Source organism: Actinomadura litoris (assembly GCF_009733595.1).
Lineage (GTDB): Bacteria > Actinomycetota > Actinomycetes > Streptosporangiales > Streptosporangiaceae > Spirillospora > Spirillospora litoris.
Genome location: NZ_WOFH01000005.1, coordinates 439,970 through 455,448, shown reverse-complemented (window position 1 = coordinate 455,448; position 15,479 = coordinate 439,970). Strand labels below are relative to the sequence as shown.

Annotated in this window: 11 protein-coding genes; 5 read left to right on the top strand and 6 right to left on the bottom strand. The window is 71.2% G+C overall.

The features are described 5' to 3' along the window. Positions 1–912: 912 nt before the first annotated feature. The 3 genes from purQ to purS all read right to left on the bottom strand — a co-directional run bounded on the left by purQ (position 913) and on the right by purS (position 2,623). Positions 913–1,593, bottom strand: coding sequence for a phosphoribosylformylglycinamidine synthase subunit PurQ (purQ, locus tag GNZ18_RS16815; RefSeq protein ID WP_156217383.1), 681 nt, complete (start codon positions 1,591–1,593; stop codon positions 913–915). A 98-nt stretch (positions 1,594–1,691) separates the two neighbouring features. After that, positions 1,692–2,132 carry an ATP-binding protein gene (locus tag GNZ18_RS16810; RefSeq protein ID WP_156217604.1) on the bottom strand — a complete coding sequence of 147 codons (441 nt, stop codon included), beginning with the start codon at positions 2,130–2,132 and terminating at the stop codon, positions 1,692–1,694. Between the two features lie 248 nt (positions 2,133–2,380). Continuing rightward, the gene (purS, locus tag GNZ18_RS42225; protein ID WP_214615456.1) at positions 2,381–2,623 is read right to left on the bottom strand and encodes a phosphoribosylformylglycinamidine synthase subunit PurS; all 243 of its coding nucleotides are present in this window, start codon (positions 2,621–2,623) and stop codon (positions 2,381–2,383) included. Positions 2,624–2,757: 134 nt separating this feature from the next. Here purS and GNZ18_RS16800 point away from each other — a divergent pair, with 134 nt between their 5' ends. From GNZ18_RS16800 to GNZ18_RS16785, 4 genes are all read left to right on the top strand, one after another. Next, positions 2,758–4,377, top strand: a complete 1,620-nt coding sequence (locus GNZ18_RS16800; protein ID WP_156217381.1) for a hypothetical protein — start codon at positions 2,758–2,760, stop codon at positions 4,375–4,377. Between the two features lie 335 nt (positions 4,378–4,712). Next, entirely contained in the window at positions 4,713–5,843 is a 1,131-nt protein-coding gene (pdhA, locus tag GNZ18_RS16795; protein ID WP_156217380.1) for a pyruvate dehydrogenase (acetyl-transferring) E1 component subunit alpha, read from the top strand. Beyond that, positions 5,840–6,817, top strand: a complete 978-nt coding sequence (locus GNZ18_RS16790) for an alpha-ketoacid dehydrogenase subunit beta (protein ID WP_214615458.1) — start codon at positions 5,840–5,842, stop codon at positions 6,815–6,817. The genes pdhA and GNZ18_RS16790 overlap by 4 nt, the downstream gene beginning before the upstream one ends. Positions 6,818–6,822: 5 nt before the next feature. Beyond that, entirely contained in the window at positions 6,823–8,241 is a 1,419-nt protein-coding gene (locus tag GNZ18_RS16785; RefSeq protein ID WP_312874570.1) for a dihydrolipoamide acetyltransferase family protein, read from the top strand. A 12-nt stretch (positions 8,242–8,253) separates the two neighbouring features. On the opposite strand, the gene GNZ18_RS16780 is transcribed toward GNZ18_RS16785, so the two are convergent. Continuing rightward, a complete protein-coding gene (locus GNZ18_RS16780; RefSeq protein ID WP_156217379.1) occupies positions 8,254–8,484 on the bottom strand; it encodes a hypothetical protein in 231 nt (76 codons plus the stop codon). Positions 8,485–8,801: 317 nt separating this feature from the next. On the opposite strand from GNZ18_RS16780, the gene GNZ18_RS16775 reads away from it, so the two are divergent. Next, positions 8,802–11,234: a pentapeptide repeat-containing protein gene (locus GNZ18_RS16775; RefSeq protein ID WP_173390788.1), complete on the top strand. Its 2,433-nt coding sequence runs from the start codon at positions 8,802–8,804 to the stop codon at positions 11,232–11,234. A 228-nt stretch (positions 11,235–11,462) separates the two neighbouring features. Here the strand turns inward: GNZ18_RS16775 and GNZ18_RS16770 are convergent, their stop codons facing one another. Then, entirely contained in the window at positions 11,463–13,124 is a 1,662-nt protein-coding gene (locus GNZ18_RS16770; RefSeq protein ID WP_156217377.1) for an OmpA family protein, read from the bottom strand. 144 nt (positions 13,125–13,268) lie between these two features. After that, positions 13,269–15,104 carry an acyl-CoA dehydrogenase gene (locus tag GNZ18_RS16765; RefSeq protein WP_156217376.1) on the bottom strand — a complete coding sequence of 612 codons (1,836 nt, stop codon included), beginning with the start codon at positions 15,102–15,104 and terminating at the stop codon, positions 13,269–13,271. Between the last annotated feature and the right edge of the window lie 375 nt (positions 15,105–15,479).

Here is a 15,479-nt window from a genome sequence, read left to right as displayed (position 1 = left end):
CGGGCTGGGGGCCGGTTCCGGGGCCGTTGACGGCCGGCTGGGGGCCGGTTCCAGGGCCGTTGACCGCGGGCTGCGGGCCCGTGTTCGGTCCGACGGCCGGCTGCGGGCCGGTTCCGGGGCCCTCGACGGCGGGCAGCGGGCCGGTTCCGGGGCCGTTGACCGCGGGCTGCGGGCCCGTGTTCGGCCCGTCAGACCCGGTGATGGGCTGGACGTACTGCGGACCGGTCCCGAGGGCCGGCTGCGGGCCCGTCCCCAGCGGCCCCTGGGCCAGCGGATCCGACCCGGGGTCGAGGGACGGCTGCGGACCGGTGCTCACCACGGGCTGCGGGCCCGTACCCGTGCCGACGACGGGCTGCGGGCCGGTGCCGACCGCGGGCTGCGGGCCGGTGCCCGAGACGCCCGGCGCGTCCGGCACGGAAGGCTCGGGTGCGCCCGACCCGTTCAGGTCGGGCGCGGTGTAGGCGGGGTCGCCCGCGGGAGACGCGGGAGGCGCGGGAGGGGACGGAGGCGCCGGCACCGACGTGCCCTCCTCCGCGAGCGCCCGCGCGAACTCGGGCGTGACCTCCATGGGCGGCTGCCCGCCCATGGACGGGTCGCCCGGCCCACCGAACGGCTCCACGAAAGGAGCGGGGGCGGGAGCGGGCACGGGGGCGGAAGCCGAAGCGGGCCGCTCGATCCGCTCGCCCTCCTCCAGCATCGCCTCGAACGCCTGCGTCACCGCCGGGTCGACGGGCGAGAGCTCGGGGTCGTCGGCGTCGGACTTCAGCTCGCCGAGCCACTCCAGCGACGGCTCGTCGGAGTCGCGTCCGGCGCCGCCGGAGCCGTTCTCGACGAAGTCGTCCGCGGGCCCGGGGCCGGGCGCCGCGTCGCGGGCGCGGTCGGTCCGTCCGGACGCGTTGGGCCGTTGCTCGCTCATGCGTTGACCAGTCTCTTGACGATCGAGGTGAAGAAGCCGAGCCCGTCGGTGGACGGGCCGGTCAGCGACTCCGCGGCGTGCTCGGGGTGGGGCATGAGCCCGACCACGTTGCCCGCCTCGTTGCAGATCCCGGCGATGTCGTCCAGGGAGCCGTTGGGGTTCAGGTCGAGGTAGCGGGCGACGATCCGGCCGGAGTCGGCGAGCTCGGTCAGCGTCTCCCGGTCGGCGACGTAGCGGCCGTCGACGTTCTTGATCGGGATCACCAGCTCCTGGCCCTCGCGGTACTCGCTCGTCCAGGCGGTCTCGGCGTTCTCGACGCTGAGCCGCTGGTCGCGGCACACGAAGTGCAGGCCCGCGTTGGGCAGCAGCGCCCCCGGGAGCAGGTGCGACTCGCACAGCACCTGGAAGCCGTTGCAGATGCCGAGGACGGGCAGCCCGCCCTTCGCGGCGTCCACCACCTCGGCCATCAGCGGCGCGAACCGGGCGATCGCTCCGGCTCGCAGATAGTCCCCGTAGGAGAACCCGCCGGGCAGGACGACGGCGTCCACCCCTCGCAGGTCGTGGTCGCCGTGCCAGAGGGCGACCGGCTCGGCGCCGGCCAGCCGTACGGCCCGTGCGGCGTCCTTGTCGTCTAGGGAACCAGGGAAGGTGATGACCCCTACCCGGGCAGCGTCCATCTCTACTGTTCCTCCGAAATGAGGTGTCGCCGGAACGAGCGGGTCTCCTCCGCTGATCACCCCGCCGCGCGTAACATTCCCCCCGCGCGCGTACCAATCTACCCGGCGCTGTGCATGAGCCTGCGTTCGAGGCTCCCCACCGGTGCCTCGTCTTGCCAGGTCAGCCGCTTCTGCAGGTGGACGACGGTGCCCCGGTCGGGTGAGGAGTCGATGCTGAGGTCGTCCACCAGCGCCCGCATGATCCTAATGCCGCGCCCCGACTCGCTCAAAACGCCGGGGTCGCGCGGGGCGGGACGCGGGCCGCGTCCCCAGTCGGTGACGGTGAGCGAGCAGCCGTCCTCGTCCACGTGCCCGGTGACCTCGTAGTCGCCGGTCGCGCGGGCGTGCTGGATGACGTTCGTGCACGCCTCGGACGCGGCGACGAGAATGTCCGCGACGCAGTCGTCCGCGACTCCGAGCCCCCGCAGGGAGTCGCCCACCACCCGACGGACCACCGGAATGCTCAACGCCTCCCGCGGCAGCGCGAGCGAGATTCTCATTTCCACCGGAGACACCCCGTGTTTGCCCCGGCTCCCTGGTCAGGCCCCCGGTACCGGAGCGTGCTCGACGGACTCGACGCAGCTAACACTTCCCCGGCGGAATCTTCCGTAATCGCTATAGTGTCGGCTCTTTCGCGTAAAGCCGGCCGCCGCGAAGCCCAACGTGAAATGGCACACGTCCCCTGGAACGCACCAGCCACGTTGCGCAACGGGACATCACCGAGCGATATATTCCACGCTATTCCCGACTAGAGAACGCGGATTTCGAAGTTCTCGATGACCGGGTTGGCCAGCAGCGTCTCGGCGATCGTGTGGACGCGCTCCAGCGCCGCCTCGTCGGCGGGCCCCTCCACCTCCACCTCGAACCGCTTGCCCTGCCGGACGGCGACGACGCCCTCGTACCCCATCTGCGGGAGTTTCCGCGCGATCGCCTGACCCTGCGGGTCGAGGATCTCCGGTTTCAGCATGACGTCCACGACGACACGCGCCACGACCGCCCCCTCACTGGTCTGCGCTTTCTTTGCGTTCCTGACGTACGACAACGATCCTGAAGCGTACGGCAACGATCCCGAAGCGTACGGCACCATGGCTTGACGGACCCCATCCCCTCCCCCGGAGCCGCCCGATGAACATCGAGGATCTGACCCCCTCGGAGCGCCGCCTCTGGGAGGCGTTCCCGCGCGGCGAGTCCGTCGACCTGGGCACGGGCGACCCAGCGCTGGACGATCCGGGCGGCACCGCCTACTGGGGGCAGGACCGCTCGGTCAGGGCGGAGGTCCTCGTCGCGCTGCTCGTCGGCGCCGTGGACCCCGTCCCCGGGCAGGTCCCCGCCGTGCGGCTCAGCGGCGCGCGGGTCACCGGCTCGCTGAACCTCGGCCACGCGGAGGTCCACGTCCCGCTGGCGCTGACCGGCTGCGCCTTCGACGAGGCGCCGCACCTGTACTGGGCGAGCATGAACAGCGTCCACCTGATGCGCTGCCGCCTGCCGGGCCTGATCGCGTCCGGCACGCGCGTGGACGGCCACCTGTGGCTGGAGGGCAGCCGCATCTCCGGCGGCCTCTGGCTGGACGGGGCGAACATCACCGGCATCCTGAACATGTCGGGCGTGCACCTGTCCAACCCCGGCGGGGACGCGCTGCTCGCCGACCGCCTCACCGTCGAGGCGAACGTCTACTGCGACCAGGGCTTCGTGGCCAACGGCGAGGTCCGGCTGCCCGGCGCCCGGGTCGGCGGCCAGCTGATCTTCCGGGAGGCGCGGCTGCACAACCCGTCCGGGTCCGCCCTGTACGCGAGCCGCCTGGACGTGGCCGCGAACGTCTTCTGCGACGGCGGGTTCAGCGCCGAGGGCGAGGTGCGGCTGCGCGGCGCCCGCGTCGGCGGCTACCTGTCGTTCGTCGGCGCCCACCTCACCCACCCCGACCGGACGGCGCTCAACGCCGACGACCTCGCCGTCGAGACCGACGTCTACTGCTCGGACGGCTTCACCGCCATCGGCGCGGTCAGCTTCGCCGGCGCGCGTGTCGCCGGGCAGCTCAGCCTGCGCGGCGCGCACCTGCGGCACGAGAAGGGCACCGCGCTCAGCCTCCAGCGCCTCCAGGCCGAGGAGCTGCTGCTGCGTCCCGCCGAGCCGATCAGCGGCGTCGCGGACCTCTCCTACGCGCGCATCAACCTCCTGCGCGACGACGCGAAGACCTGGCCGGACCGCCTCCAGCTCGACGGCCTCCAGTACGAGACGCTGGAGCCGCCGCTCACCGCCCGCGACCGGCTCGCCTGGCTGCGCCGCGACACCGACGGGTACGCGCCGCAGCCCTACGAGCGCCTCGCGCAGACCTACCGCGCCCTCGGCCTGGACGCCGACGGGCGCTCGATCCTGCTCGCCAAGGCCCGCGACCGCCGCCGCACCCAGGGCGTCTCCCGCAAGATCGTCGGCTGGTTCCAGGACGCGCTGGTCGGCTACGGCTACCGGCCGTTCCGCGCGGCGAGCTGGCTGGTCGGGCTGCTCGCGTTCGGGACGATCGTCTTCTCGCTGCACAAACCCGACGTCCTGGACGACGGCCACAAGCCGCATTTCAACGCGTTCTTCTACACCCTCGACCTGCTTCTGCCCATCGGCAGCCTCGGCCAGGAGGTCGAGTTCGCGCCGAAGGGCGTCTACCAGTGGATCGCCAACTTCATCGTCGCGGCGGGCCTGCTGCTCGGCCTGACCGTCGCCGCCGGGGCCACCCGCGCCCTCTCCCGCGAGTGATCCGCGCCCGGCCCGCCCATGTGATCCACGTCTCCCATCCGAGGCTTTAGCGGGGATTTGGCCCGGAGTTGGCGGGGAGGATGAAGGTGGACGTGGTGCGGATCACGTCGGAACCGGCTGACCGGGGGAAAGCGGGACGGTACGTCCCCGGGTGACCGCTCCACGTGACCGCGAGCGCGTTGCGCCGGAACCCGAGGAAACCGGGCTTGCGTGGCGGGGTGTGAGGTCTGCCACCATGGCGTTAGCGGCTTTTGTCCCTTACCGGGGGCCGGGTCGCCGAAGTCGGCCGGTGGACGGCGATCCCGTGTACCGGCCCCGAACGAGGAGTGTCATCGATGACGATCGACTCCGTGCGCGGCGCGCCAGACACCCCCGGGCTCGCCGAGCCCGAGCTCGTGCAGTTGCTCACCCCCGAGGGTGAGCGTGTCGAGCATCCCGACTACCCGCTCGACCTCAGTGCCGAGGATGTCCGCGGGCTGTACCGCGATCTCGTGATCACCCGGAAGCTCGACCTGGAGGCCGTGGCGCTGACCCGCCAGGGCGAGCTGGGGCTGTGGGCGTCGCTGCTCGGCCAGGAGGCCGCGCAGATCGGCTCCGCGCGGGCGCTGGGCGAGCACGACATGGTGTTCCCGACGTACCGCGAGCACGGGGTGGCGTGGTGCAGGGGCGTCGATCCGCTGCGGCTGCTCGGCATGTTCCGCGGCGTGAACCACGGCGGCTGGGACCCCGCGGAGCACAGGTTCCACCTCTACACGATCGTGATCGGCAGCCAGACGCTGCACGCCACGGGGTACGCGATGGGCATCCAGCGGGACGGGGTGCTCGGCACGCCGTCCGCCGGGGCGACGATCGCCTACTTCGGCGACGGCGCGACCTCGCAGGGCGATGTGCACGAGTCGTTCGTGTTCGCCTCGGTGTTCAACGCGCCGATCGTGTTCTTCTGCCAGAACAACCAGTGGGCGATCTCCGAGCCGCTGGAGCGGCAGTCGCGGATCCCGCTGTTCAAGCGCGCGCAGGGCTACGGCTTCCCCGGCATCCGGGTGGACGGCAACGACGTGTTCGCCTGCCTCGCCGTCACGCGGAGGGCGCTGGAGAACGCGCGGACGGGCCAGGGCCCGACGCTCGTCGAGGCGTTCACCTACCGGATGGGCGCGCACACCACCACCGACGACCCCACGCGCTACCGGCTGAAGGCCGAGGAGGAGGCGTGGAAGCTCAAGGACCCGATCGAGCGGGTCAAGGCGTACCTGGTGCGCGGCGACCTCGCGGACGCGGCGTTCTTCGAGGCGGTCGACGACGAGGCGAAGGCGACCGCGAAGGACCTGCGGGAGCGGTGCCTGGTGCTGCCCGACCCCGGCCCGCTGACGATCTTCGAGAACGTGTACGCGGAGGACCACCCGCTGATGACCGAGGAGCAGGAGCGGTTCGCCGCGTACCTGGCGTCGTTCGAGGAGGAGGCGTCGTGACGACCCTGACGCTCGGCAAGGCGATGAACACGGGCCTGCGCAAGGCCATGGAGAACGACCCGAAGGTCCTCGTGATGGGCGAGGACGTCGGCAAGCTCGGCGGCGTCTTCCGGATCACCGACGGGCTCCAGAAGGACTTCGGCGAGGAGCGGGTCATCGACACCCCGCTCGCCGAGTCGGGCATCGTCGGGACGGCGATCGGGCTCGCGCTGCGCGGGTACCGCCCGGTCGTGGAGATCCAGTTCGACGGGTTCGTGTTCCCGGCGGCCGACCAGATCATCACCCAGCTCGCGAAGATGCGGATGCGCTCGCTCGGGGCGCTGTCGCTGCCGGTCGTGGTGCGGATCCCGTGCGGCGGCGGCATCGGCGCGGTCGAGCACCACTCGGAGTCGCCGGAGGCGTACTTCACGCACACGGCGGGGCTGCGGGTGGTGAGCTGCTCCAACCCGGTGGACGCCTACTCGATGATCCAGCAGGCGATCGCCTCCCCCGACCCGGTGATCTTCTTCGAGCCCAAGCGGCGGTACTGGGACAAGGCCGAGGTCGACACCGAGTCGACCGACTGGACGCCGCTGCACGCGGCGAAGGTCGTCCGGCCGGGCGAGCACGTGACGGTGCTGGCCTACGGGCCGTCGGTGAAGACGTGCCTGGAGGCGGCCGCCGCTGCCGCCGAGGACGGACGCTCGGTCGAGGTCATCGACCTGCGCTCGCTCAACCCGCTCGACATCGACACGGTGACGGCCTCGGTCGACCGGACGGGACGCTGCGTCGTCGTCCACGAGGCGCCGGTGTTCAACGGCTACGGCGCCGAGCTGGCCGCGCGGATCACCGAGCGGTGCTTCTACCGGCTGGAGGCCCCGGTGCTGCGGGTCGGCGGCTTCTCCACGCCGTACCCGCCGTCGCGGGTCGAGGAACAGTACCTGCCCGACCTCGACCGCATCCTGGACGCGGTCGACCGGACCTTCGCGTGGTGACGCCGGTGAGCCCGAAGCAGTTTCGCCTCCCGGACGTGGGCGAGGGCCTGACGGAGGCCGAGATCGTCAGGTGGCACGTCCAGCCGGGTGACGAGGTCGAGATCCACCAGATCATCGTCGAGATCGAGACGGCGAAGGCGATCGTCGAGCTGCCCTGCCCGTACGAGGGCGTGGTGACCGAGCTGCTGGTCTCCGAGGGGCAGACGGTCGATGTCGGCGTCCCGATCATCACGGTGGACACCGGCGGCGACGGCGCCGCCGCGCAGCCCGGCCAGGCGGCCGAGCAGGCGGCGCCGGAGCAGGCGGACGCACCGGCCATGAACGAGCCGGGCACGGTCACGCCCGACCAGCCCAAGCGCCAGCCCGTCCTCGTCGGGTACGGGGTCCGCGAGGGGGCGACCAAGCGCCGTCCCCGCAAGGGCTCGGCGCAGGGCTCGGCCAACGGCGCGCCACCGCCGCCCCCGCCGCCGACCACCGCCCCCGTGGCCCTGGCGCCGCCGGCCCAGGCTACGGCCCCGAAGGTCCCCGCCCAAGGTTCTCCACAGCCTGTGGACAACGGCCTGCCGCTGGCCAAGCCGCCGGTCCGCAAGCTGGCCAAGGACCTCGGCGTGGACCTCACCGCGATCGTCGGGACGGGTCCGCAGGGCTCCATCACGCGCGACGACGTCCAGGCGGCGCAGGCCGCACAGGCCGCACCGCAGGCCCCGCAGGGCGCCCGCGAGGAGCGGGTGCCGGTCAAGGGCGTGCGCAAGGCGACCGCCGCCGCCGTGAGCGGTTCGGCGTTCACCGCGCCGCATGTCACCGAGTTCCTCCAGGTGGACGTCACGCCCACCATGGAGACCGTGAAGCGGCTGCGCGACCTGCCCGAGTTCGCGGACGTGAAGGTGTCCCCGCTCCTGCTGGTGGCGCGGGCGCTGCTCACCGCCGTTGCGCGGCACCCGATGGTGAACTCCTCCTGGTCGGACGGCCCGGACGGCGCCGAGATCGTGGTCAAGCACTACGTGAACCTCGGCATCGCGGCGGCCACCGACCGGGGCCTGATCGTCCCGAAGGTGAAGGACGCGCAGGCGCTGGGCCTGCCGGGCCTCGCGCGCGCGTTGAACGAGCTGACCGCGAAGGCGCGCGCGGGCAAGGCGTCCCCCGCCGACCTGACCGACGGGACGATCACGATCACCAACGTGGGGGTGTTCGGCGTCGACGCCGGGACCCCGATCATCACCCCCGGCGAGGCCGCGATCCTGGCGTTCGGCCAGATCAGGGACATGCCGTGGGTGCACGAGGGCGAGCTGGCGATCCGCAAGGTGACCACGCTGTCACTGTCGTTCGACCACCGCGTCATCGACGGCGAGCTGGGCTCGAAGGTCCTCCGCGACATAGGCGACCTGCTGGCGGACCCACTCCGCCTGCTTGCGGTATCTCCGTAACATCACCCCAGCTCAAGGTGCGGGCCGCCGAACCAACGACCGGCCCGCACCTTCGGCCTTCCGCCTGACCTCGCGCTCGCGGGCGGCGTGACGTTCGATGATGTTCCCCAGATAGGCCATCTTGTCGGGATTCTCGCGCTTGCCCTGAAAGTAGTACTGCGTCTCAGTGGCGACCTCGCCCAAGAACTGCCGGCAGGCGGCGAGGGCGTCATGGAGGGTGGCCGGCTCCTCAGGAGCTTTCACGTGCCCACCCTTCCGGGACGCGGCGGCAGGGGCACGGGGGAAGGACCGTGCCGCCACGTCGTCGGAGTGCAGCCCGCCCGGAACTGACGGTCACCGGGTAGGCGGCGGGCACGGACCTGCCCGAGGCGGCGAGTCCGTGCCTGTCGTGCGGCGAGTTCAACGACGCCCCACAGCGGTGGACTCAGCTCCTCGACCGACTCATTTTGAAGATCACCTTAGAGATCGCCGATGACCCAGTAAGCTCACCCGAAATCGGGACCAGGTCGGTCGAATTCGTTATGCCTGGCCAGAGGGCGATGGTGAATATGGAAGCGAACATGAGCCCGGAGGTGCGACGTCTCGGTTCGCCCAGCCTCGCCAGAGAGCCGGACGTGCGGACCGCGCTGAACCTGCTGGCCGCCGGCCCGGCCGGGCTTGTGATCACCGGGGAAGCGGGGGCGGGCAAGAGCGCCCTGGCCCGCCAGGTGCTCGGGCGTCTTCGGGCCGATGGCTGGGGAGTAGCCGCCGTCGTGGGCAAATGGTCTCCGCAAGAGTTGTTCCGAGGCGTCAGAGAGGCCTTCTTCGGTTGGGGCGAGGAACTCCCTCCGGAGCTGGCGCGCATGATGGAGACCCTCACTCTGGCTCCGTCGGACGACGCCATGTTCGACACGGCCTGCCGACTGCTGAGCAGGTTCCCTCTGGTCCTGCTCTTCGACGACCTGGGCCAGAACCTGGGTGGCACGGGCTGGCTGGATCCCGGCTTCGGCGAGGCGTTCGACCGGCTGTGCCAGGCCGCCGATCGGGGCCGGGTGCTGGTGACCAGCCGGACGCCGCTACCGCCGTCGACCATGGACAAGCGGCTCGGTGTCCTACGGCTCGGCCCCTTGGACCTCACCGCGGGAATCGAGCTGGCCGCTGGACTGCCCTTCCTGTCCACGCTGGATCCGGCCACCCGGGAGCGAGTGGTCCGCACGTCCACGCCGCACCCACGGTCCCTGCAACTGGTCGACGATTGGCTGTCGGCGAACCCCGCGGGGGCGGAGGCGCGGCTCGCGGCCGTGACACCAGGGGCCGAGCCGCTCGGTCTCGTCCTGGCCGAGCTGACGGGGCAACAGCGGGAGACATTGCTCCAGGCCGCGGTCTCCACCGTCCCGATCACCGCACGCGACCTGGCCGTGGCCTGCGACACCGGCGATCCGGACGTGCGGCACCGCCCGGAACCCGAGCGGATGGCGCTCAACAGCGTGCGGGCCACCGCGGCCCGGCTCGCCGAGCTCGGGTTGCTCAACGCGTGGGAGGGGTGGGACGGGGAGACCGTCTACTTCGCCGACCGCTGGATTGCGGAGATGCTGGCGCCGTACCAAGGTCCCGCAATCGCCGACCGCCACGAGCGCGCCCTGAACATGCACTACAGCCGCACACACGACGGCGGCACGTTCGGCGACTACGTCGCGGTCTGCCGGCATCTGGTGGCGGTCCAGGGGATGGGCGATCTGACGGCCTTCGTCCTCGGCGTGGTCGAGAGCCTGGAGCCGGACGCCGAGTACGCGGGTATGGCGCTGCTGGGAGAGATGACGCCGTACGTGCCGGGAGGGAACGGCCATCACCGTCAGATCCGTGACCACCTGGTCGCCATGTTGGGCCGGCACGGCTTCCCACGCGCCGCACGGGAGGTGGCCGAACGATCCTTGTCCGCCGTGGCGGAGTGGGCCGCCACTCACCCGCAGCGCGACGAGGCCCGGTTCTGCCTCGGCGCCGCATACGACACCTGCGGCCAGGCCCGGTTCGCCGACGGCCGGCTGGCGGCGGCCGAGGACGCGCTCACGGTCGCCGTGGACATCTACCACGAGCTGGCAGCCGAGCATCCGACCTTTATGGAGGCAGACCAGCGGCTCGCCAACTCGCTGCAGCACCTCGGCGAGGTGTACCGCGTGCTCGATCTGCCGGAGCACAAAGACAAGGAATACGAGATCTGGGCCGAGTGCTCAACGATCCGTACCCGGCTCTTCCAGGCGAACAAGGGCCCGGAAACGGCCCTGGAGGCGAGCCTGGCCTTCCAACGCCTCGCCGGCCTGGCCAAGGGCGACGGCGATCGGGACAACGCACTGAGACTGCTGAGCACCCGCCTCACGATGATGGAGGCGGTGGCGGAGATGTATCCGTTCGACGAGGAACTCGCCGCAGAACTCGCCGGTGCCAGGGAGGGGGTCGCCGCCCTCAACACGCCCGTCGCCTCCACCACCGGTGGCCCTGAGCAGGCGGGACGTCTCGACGGGGAGGCGGACATGCCAAAGCGGGCGGCGAGGGTCATCGACATCCTGAGGCAAGGGCCGTTCGCCTTCAACCAGTGGCGTGCCGACAACGCGGAGGAGGAACTCGATCTCTCCGGCGCCGATCTGCGCGGATTGGACCTCGACAAGATGGCGTTCGCCGGCGCCAATCTCGCCGGTGCGGATCTGTCGCGCGCCTCCGCACGCGGCGCGGTCTTTTCCGGTGCCGACCTGACCGGCGCCAATCTCGCCGGTGCCGACCTGACCGAGGCGGGGTTCGGCTACAGCGAGATGGTCAACGCGACCATCGCCTTCACGCGGCTGGGCAAGGCGATGATCCAGCCGGCGATCCTGGACGGCGCGGTCTTCACCGGCGCGATCCTCGACCACACCTCGTTCCGCGAATGTGACCTGGCCGATGTCGACCTGCGCGAATGCGACCTGAGCACGCTGGATCTCCGGCGCACCAGCCTGGACGGTGCGATCACCGACACCGCCTGATGACGGCGGGAATCGCCGCCGCTGAGACCGGTGACGCGTTGTTCGGGTCGGACGTGGGGCGTCAGAGCGGGATCCGCGGGCCGCTACGGGACCGGCTTGGCCGGATCGTCGCCGAATAGGCCGTTCTCACCGGACGGCTCCACGCGGCGCTCGCGCGGGATCGGGCGAGGGCACGCCGCCCGGCGTGGCGCCGTAGCGGCACCTTCACCAAGAGCCCGCGGGACGGCCTCAGGACACGGGGACGTTGTTCACCTTGCCGAAGGGGCCGCCGTCGAAGACCACGGACGTGGTGTTGCCGGGCGGGGCGGGCATGTAGACGACTACGCGGACCGGCTCGTTGACGGCCGTTCGGTAGGCCGCCGAGCCGGACGCGACGTATGACGCGGACGCCCCCGCGGTCGCTGGGCCTATGCGGACGGCGCGGAACACGTCCTTGCCGCCGGGCGCGAGGATCGAGAAGGACGTGAAGATCCCGCCCGGGTAGTCCTTGTGCGCGTACGTGGCGTTCGCAGGGGTCTGCCCGGGGCCTTCGTTGACGATGTCGAAGACGCCGACGATGTAGGCGCCGTCCCGGTAGAAGGGCTTGACGTCGAGCCGTCGCTTGTCGGCGCCGAAACGGCCATAACGGCTGGCGACCTTCGTGCCGTCCTGGGGACGGAAGGGGGCCGGGGACGCGGTTCCGCCGCGTCCGTCGGCGGGGGCGGTGGAGGTGCCGCTGGTCCCGGGGGTCTGCTGCCGGACGTCGTAGGAGATCTCGACGCGGCGGTTGCGGGCGCGGGCCTGCGCGTCGTCCTTGCCGCCCTCCTTGGCGATCAGTTCGGCCTCGCCCTTGCCGTGCGCGGAGTACTTGTAGGAGTCGCCCAGCCGGTTCTTCAGCTCCTTCATCACCGCCTCGGCGCGGTCGCGCGACAGCTTGAGGTTGTAGGAGTCGCTGCCCTTGCTGTCGGTGTGGCCGTTGAGGGTCAGCGGCCGCCGGGTGGGGTCGGCCTTCTCCTTGATCTCCTTGGCGGCCTCGTCCAGCACGCTCTTGGCGTTGCCCGACAGCTTCGCCGAGTTGGACGCGAACAGCACGTCGGTGCGCAGGTTGACGGTCATGTCGGACCCGCTGGAGGTGACGTCCTTGATCTCGCCCTCGGTGATGTCGTAGAGGTCGACCGGCATCCCGGGCGAGCTTCCGGTGCCCGGCATGGTCGGCATCCCGGACGGCGCGCTCGACACCGACGACGACACCGACGGCGAGGGCGAGGGGTTCGGCGCCGCCGCGAGGTATCCGGCGGGCGCCCCCGAACCGCCGGTCCCGGTGGAGCCCCCCGACCCCGGCACGCCGCCCGGCACGCCGCCGGGCGTGTTCTGGGGGGAGCCGCCGCCCGCGCCGCCCGAGGTCACGGGGATCCCGGTGAACTCCCCCGTCGTGCCCGGCGTGAGCACCGTGACCTGCTGGACGGTCGGCGGCAGCGGCGGGATCTCGGCGACCAGCTCGCGCGTCGCGCCCGGCGCGAACTGGTCGCCGCCCGCGGCCGCGGCGGCGCGGTAGAACTCGCGCCCGACCGGGTCGATCACGCTCATCGGCATCGGCACCGACTTCGCGGCCGTGTCCAGCGACGTCACGCTGTAGCGCACCACCGACTTCGCGGCCTGCCGCTCGACCGCCTTGATCTCAAGGCGCGCGTGCAGCCCGCTCGTCCCGCCGCCGAACCAGCCCTCCCTGACGTACTTCCCGGCCGGCTGGGCGCTGCTGGGCCGGGCACCGCCGCTCCCCTTGGCCGTCGGCGGATCGCTGGTCTCGGCCTTGCCCGCGTCCGAGCAGCCCGCGGCGACCAGCACCGCGGCGAGGGAGAGGGCTAGGGGGATCCTCGCAGAGGCGGGGACGCTCGCTGGGTCGGCGCGCATCGGCACTCCGGTTTCGCTGGGGGAGGCGGAGGGACGCGGCCCACAGTAGTGACACCGCGCCCCGCACGCAGGGGCCCCGGCGCGCGAGACCACCGGGGTCCCCGCCGCTACCTGCGCCTCCGCGCCGCGCGGAACCGGAAGCGGTCAGAACGCCTCTTCGGGAAGCTCCATGACGTCCAGCGTGGTGGCCTCGGTGACCGCGCGGTCGGCGGCCAGCCGCGGCAGGACGGTCTGGCAGAAGAACTGCGCGGCGGCGACCTTGCCGGTGTAGAACGCCTGGTCGGACTCCGAGACGCCGTCGCCGCCGAGCGCGTTCAGCGCGATCTCGGCCTGCCGGCACAGCAGCCAGCCGACGATCAGGTCGCCGAGGGCGAGCAGCAGCCGGGTGGAGTTGAGGCCGACCCGGTACAGCTCCTTCGGGTTCTCCAGCGAGCCGACCGCCCAGCCGACCATCGGCTCCAGGATGCCGCGGACGTCGTCGAGCCCGCGGCCGAGCAGGCCGCGCTCGTTCTTGAGGCGGCCGTTGCCCGCCTCGCCGCCCGCGAACGCCTCGATCTCGCCGAGCAGGGCGTTCAGCGCGGCGCCGTTGTCGCGCAGGATCTTGCGGAAGAACAGGTCCTGGCCCTGGATGGCGGTGGTGCCCTCGTACAGGGTGTCGATCTTGGAGTCACGGATGTACTGCTCGATCGGGTAGTCCTGCAAGAACCCGGAGCCGCCGAGGGTCTGGAGCGACTCGGCGCCGAGCAGCGCGTAGGCCCGCTCGGAGCCGAAGCCCTTGACGATCGGCAGCAGCAGGTCGTTGATCTTCTCGGACCGCTCGTCGGCGCGTCCCTCGTGCTGGGCGACCTGGACGGCGTCCTGGTAGGACGCGGTCAGCAGCACCAGCGCCCGCATGCCCTCGGCGTACGCCTTCTGCGTCATGAGGCTGCGCCGGACGTCGGGGTGGTGGGTGATCGTGACGCGCGGCGCGGTCTTGTCGGTCATCCGCGTCATGTCGGCGCCCTGGACGCGCTCCTTCGCGAACTCCAGCGCGTTGAGGTAGCCGGTGGACAGCGTCGCGATGGCCTTGGTACCGACCATCATGCGCGCGTACTCGATGACCAGGAACATCTGCCGGATGCCCTGGTGCACGTCGCCGACCAGGTACCCGACCGCGGGCTCCTTCTCGCCGAAGGTCAGCTCGCAGGTCGTGGAGACCTTCAGGCCCATCTTCTTCTCGACGCCGGTGACGTGGGCGCCGTTGCGCTCCCCCAGCTCACCGGTCTCCAGGTCGACCAGGTACTTCGGGACGAGGAACATCGACAGCCCCTTGGTGCCGGGCCCGGCGCCCTCGGGGCGGGCCAGCACCAGGTGGAAGATGTTCTCGGCCATGTCGTGCTCGGCCGAGGTGATGAAGCGCTTGACGCCCTCGATGTGCCAGGTGCCGTCGGGCTGCCGGACCGCCTTGGCCCGTCCCGCCCCCACGTCCGACCCGGCGTCGGGCTCGGTCAGCACCATCGTGGCGCCCCACCGCCGCTCCAGCGCCAACTCGGCGAACCGCTTCTGCTCGGGCGTGCCGATGTGCCAGAGGATCTGGGCGAAGCCGGGCCCGGAGGCGAAGGTGTAGACGGCCGGGTTCGCGCCGAGCACCTGCTCGGCGACCGCCCAGGTGAGCGAGCGGGGCGCGCCGCTGCCGCCGAACTCGGGGGCGAGGTCGAGGCGGTACCACTCGGAGTCCATCCACGCCTTGAACGACTTCTTGAACGACTCGGGCATCGTCACGGTTCCCGCGGCCGGGTCGAACACCGGCGGGTGCCGGTCGGCGTCCTCGAAGGACTCGGCGAGCGGGCCCTCGGCGAGCCGGTTCACCTCGTCGAGGACGCTGCGCGCGGTGTCCTCGTCCAGTTCCGCGTACGGGCCGCTGCCGAGGAGGTCCTGGCGCCTGAACACCTCGAAGAGGTTGAACTCCAGGTCCCGGAGGTTGCTCTTGTAGTGCCCCATTCGAGACTCTCCGTCCGGTCCAGCGGCGGCCGGGGGCCCCGCGCGTCGGTACTGGTCAGTAACTCACCCTCATGCTACCCGCTGGTAACCAGTCGCAACCACCCAGAACCGAATCGAGCTCGGGACGCAGACCACATCTCTACACGTAAACGGGGCCTAATGTGACGCAATTCACAGCGACAGTGTGTCACGCCTACCTGACAGTACCGACAAACGGACAAAAAGCTATGAACAAGACATAGAGCCATATACACCACAGTTGACTGTCAGTCGGGTGTGTCGGAACCGTGGCGAGTGCCCGTCCCAGGGATGTCTTATGTCTCTTTTTTCGCTCGTGCGCACTAGAAGCCCTTGACACACGCCCGGGGCGACCGA

Coding starts and splice junctions, on each gene's coding strand:
- purQ (WP_156217383.1), bottom strand. CDS start 1,593: ATGGACGCTGCCCGGGTAGGGGTCATCACCTTCCCTGGTTCCCTAGAC.
- GNZ18_RS16810 (WP_156217604.1), bottom strand. CDS start 2,132: ATGAGAATCTCGCTCGCGCTGCCGCGGGAGGCGTTGAGCATTCCGGTG.
- GNZ18_RS16800 (WP_156217381.1), top strand. CDS start 2,758: ATGAACATCGAGGATCTGACCCCCTCGGAGCGCCGCCTCTGGGAGGCG.
- pdhA (WP_156217380.1), top strand. CDS start 4,713: ATGACGATCGACTCCGTGCGCGGCGCGCCAGACACCCCCGGGCTCGCC.
- GNZ18_RS16775 (WP_173390788.1), top strand. CDS start 8,802: ATGAGCCCGGAGGTGCGACGTCTCGGTTCGCCCAGCCTCGCCAGAGAG.
- GNZ18_RS16770 (WP_156217377.1), bottom strand. CDS start 13,124: ATGCGCGCCGACCCAGCGAGCGTCCCCGCCTCTGCGAGGATCCCCCTA.
- GNZ18_RS16765 (WP_156217376.1), bottom strand. CDS start 15,104: ATGGGGCACTACAAGAGCAACCTCCGGGACCTGGAGTTCAACCTCTTC.